This is a genomic window from Pseudomonas sp. AF32 (genome assembly GCF_022342325.2).
Lineage (GTDB): Bacteria > Pseudomonadota > Gammaproteobacteria > Pseudomonadales > Pseudomonadaceae > Aquipseudomonas > Aquipseudomonas uvaldensis.
In genome coordinates this window covers 1-3,650 of the sequence record NZ_RQJK02000045.1, presented here as the reverse complement: position 1 = coordinate 3,650, position 3,650 = coordinate 1, and the positions used below count along the sequence as shown (strand labels likewise).

The following is a 3,650-nucleotide window of genomic DNA, read 5'->3' as shown; positions in this document are numbered from 1 at the left end:
CTCGCGTTTGAATTCAGCGGAAAAGGAACGACGTTGCTTGGTCATCAGACACCTCTATCTGGCGAGCATTCTCGCCTAAATGGGTGTCCGGTTTCATTAGACCACTACAGAAGATCATCAACGCCTCAATGGCTGCGCTTGGCGAGGAGCGTGATTATTGTGGTGTGGAAGGTGCCTCAGAGGGAAATTTAAGCTTTTTTCCGGTTCCGGGAGGCCTTGACCAGCAAGCGTCGTATATCGCCAAAACCGTCTTACCCCATCTCATAGCAAGTGGGTTTCAAGCCGAACAGGTCGCGATTCTCTACCGCGCTGCCTGGCTCGGTGACAAGGTTGCGGTTGCGCTTGAAAGTGCAAACAGCACCTTTGTCCGTACTGACGGCAACGCGCTGGTGAAACGCAGTTCCTACCTTGCTCGCTTCATAGAGTCCTGTGCCGGCTGGGTTACTGGCGGGTGGTGTGTTGCAGCTCCACCTTATGGTCGACTACTCAGCCAGGCGCGCTCACTTGTCTACGGAGGACGTGCGAATGAGGCAGAGGAGGATGCACTATCACTCCAGCTGATGGCATTTCTGCGCAGCAGCATTGATGCAGGCGAAACCACTCATACTTGGCTACACCGTGCTTATCAGGAGTTGATCGTGCCTTGGCGGGCCATTGCCCGAAACGTCCACCAGGAATGGGAGGTTTGTTCCGAGATGATCGCGCGAACCGATCCGGCGGAGGGTCGTGACATTCCGCTCAACACCTTTGCCGGCCGATTCGACGGCACTGGCCGAGTGACCTTGAGCACGCTGCACAGTGTCAAAGGCCGCGAGTTCGACGCTGTCATCCTGTTCGGTATCAATCAGGGCGATATTCCCAACGCGCGAGACAACCGAAGTACTTCTGCACTGCGTGAAGCCCGGAGACTCTTCTATGTCGGCGTCACGCGCCCTCGTAGAGAGTTGTGCCTAGTGTATCAGGGGAACAATCAATCGCCCTGGGTTGATGAGCTATATCGGCGCAGTCTGAGTGGTTGATATCCGCCTCGCTCGCTTACATCTTGCTGACGCAAGATCTGACCATTAAGAGAAGTATCAAAGCCCAGAAGTCATAGGTGGCCATGAGAAAACACAATCAGCGCTTTTTGGGCGGCGCCGCTCTTGCGTTCGGCCTTGATCGTTTGCCGCACCTGCTGCTCCAGGGCTTCAACGGTAGATCGGCAGACCGCCGCCGCCTGCTGACGATGCTGGGCGGCATCCCGGTGATGCTTGATCCTCAACTGCCGCGAGCGGCTCTCTCTAGGTGAGTAACACCTGCCGCTGTTCGGACAGCGCTTGTTCGGCTGCGCCCTAGGCCAAGTGGATCGCCTGTTGCCACGACTGCCCATTCGAACCGTATCCATATCCTCACTACAGCCGGCGAGCTCGATCATCTAAGCAATCAGCGCCCGCTCGACCTGCAGCTTGGAGTGCCTCAGGACCAGATGGCAGAAGGATGATACAGGTGCACTCCCCCATCACTGCTCATCCTCATGTCCTCGTCAGTTGTTCCGGCGCGTCAACCATCCCCCGGAAAAGTCTCATTCTTGGCAAATCACACAGCCAAATGCACCTACCTCTGCACAGGCAGCAAAGAACGAGGACAGCAACCAATACAGCTGCACAAAGTAGGGATCGGCATTACCTCCCGCCTGAATACTTTTGAAGGCATCACTGACGGCCGCTTTGCTGAGGGATGAGGTGACAATGGCGACTCGCTTCATGGTATGCGGGGCGTCGCGGCAAAGGTTCATGCCGGCGACAGCGGCTGCAGCATCGCCCTTGCAGAACCGACTGATATTCGTGGTTGTACTGTCATTTTTGTAGGGCTTTCGCCATTTGCGGTACTTCGATCGCATTTTAGCTGCTGGGAGTCCGAGGCTTCCCAGGTTCTTGATAGCTTGGCTGACCGAAATATGGAACGGGCTTGCTCCCAAAGAGAGAGCACCGTGCTTGGCATGATAGAACGTGATGCGGGGCGCTCCCGGATCAGTCTTTAAGCCAATGAAATCAGCCCATTCGTCGCCCAGGTCATCACAGACGACGATGTCGTCCTCAGCGGCGATCGTTGCCAAAATCACTCCAAACGTGGAGTCTGAGTCGAATGCGACCTGGGTTGCCTTGAAGTCCCCTTTCTCATCCGTAACCTTAGCAAGCTCTTTATCCTTGAACAGGTATCCGAGGAACGAAGCCCCACCATTGGTCAGCGAATCATCCTGGTACAGGCTGCCATCGATGTACGCGAATTGGGGTGCATCAAAAAGAACGATGAATGTGTCAGTACGATCAATAAATCTTCTCAGGGGAATACGGTCGGCATCTGTGCCTACAGGCAGATCTGCCCTTTCCACGGCCACATCTTTGATCGCGGGCAAGTCCAACTGCTTGAACGAGATCCGAGATTTGTTTACGACGATTTCACCGACCTCAGCGCCGCTTACCGGATCCTTGAGAAGAAGCTTGGTCTTCGTCTTCTCCACCAAGAACACAGTACTCAACTCCTGCAGCACCTCTTCGGTTTCCAGCCGGTTCAGTTCCCGATGACCCGCTCCATCTGGCTTGACGAACCTAATCTCGTTGAGCTCAAAAATGGCGTCCTGCAGGAGTGCCGTGTCTACCCCAAGCTGATTGGGCACCGCCTTGAGTTGCGACAGCTCCATGGGTCGAGCGAATGCACTCAGGAAGCCAGCAGACGCCACTTCGCCCTTCAGCTTGATTTGATCAATGATTTCGCAGGCGAACCTCACTAGCTGCTCATACCCGGAACGGTCTGAGCGCTGTGAGATGCGGCCAGTACGAGGAGTCGTCGAGTAATGCTCCCCATCTTGCAGGAAGCTATATCCCAATGGCGCGAAGCGGCCGGATGACGCCATACCTACAGCATTCCGTAAATCCGGGGCTTCGAGGGTTTTGCTGCGCAGCGCCAGTCGTGACGTCGTCATATGACGCAACCGTACGCGGTCAAATACAGCGTCTTCAGAGGTGAGCCCGTTATCAATATTCTGCGCGCTCATCCGCACCAGGTGCGTTTTGACAAACTCCGCGGGCAGATCGAGCTGCGATTTGAACACCGCGACATGGTCTTCGTACTCCACGATCAGCAAGTATCCGCTCACCCTCTCCATAATCGACGTGGAGCCAGCCAGGAACGCCGGCTTACGATCAAACTGAAAGCAGAGCGCAGACCAGTAGGCATTCCCGTATTGCTCGCGGTTGTAGCTAAAATGGTTATTGGATGGCGCAATCTGGCCTGCCCGGACCGTCCGAAACACGGCAGAGATGGCCTTGGCAGTAATGGGACGGTGTTGCTTATAGAAGTAGCAAGACTTACTAGCTTGGAGCTCATTGATCATAACCGCATCCTTACCCATGATCGCCAGGTAAGCTGACCCGGCCACAGCTTGGCAAAAGGTAGCCCAACGCCATCATTGGCGTCTACTTAACTTTAGGATGGAGCCCGACCCTCTTTTGTCCCGCCGCGATGCATGCCAACGGCTGACTCAAAAAGTGCGCAACCCCCTAGGCTCTGTACGAAAAGTAATGTCGCAAACACCGCATGGCACAAGCCAGTGAGACCATCGCCGCATAACTTTTCGCGAGTTTGTCAAAGCGCGTCACGATGCGGCGGTT

At 55.2% G+C, this 3,650-nt stretch carries 3 protein-coding genes and 1 pseudogene; 2 read left to right on the top strand and 2 right to left on the bottom strand.

Going from position 1 to position 3,650, the window contains the following annotated elements; all coding sequences use genetic code 11:
- Positions 1-83: 83 nt before the first annotated feature.
- A complete protein-coding gene (locus EGM97_RS25990; RefSeq protein WP_477788890.1) occupies positions 84-1,019 on the top strand; it encodes a 3'-5' exonuclease in 936 nt (311 codons plus the stop codon).
- Between the two features lie 83 nt (positions 1,020-1,102).
- Complete coding sequence (locus EGM97_RS25985; RefSeq protein ID WP_238964972.1) at positions 1,103-1,288, top strand: hypothetical protein; 186 nt, start codon at positions 1,103-1,105, stop codon at positions 1,286-1,288.
- A 273-nt stretch (positions 1,289-1,561) separates the two neighbouring features.
- Here EGM97_RS25985 and EGM97_RS25980 read toward each other — a convergent pair whose 3' ends face one another.
- Together EGM97_RS25980 and EGM97_RS25975 are read right to left on the bottom strand one after the other, a co-directional pair.
- Positions 1,562-3,373 (bottom strand): hypothetical protein, encoded by a 1,812-nt coding sequence (locus tag EGM97_RS25980; RefSeq protein ID WP_238964971.1) that lies wholly within the window; start codon positions 3,371-3,373, stop codon positions 1,562-1,564.
- Between the two features lie 166 nt (positions 3,374-3,539).
- Positions 3,540-3,650, bottom strand: a pseudogene (locus tag EGM97_RS25975) (IS5/IS1182 family transposase); the annotation flags it as partial.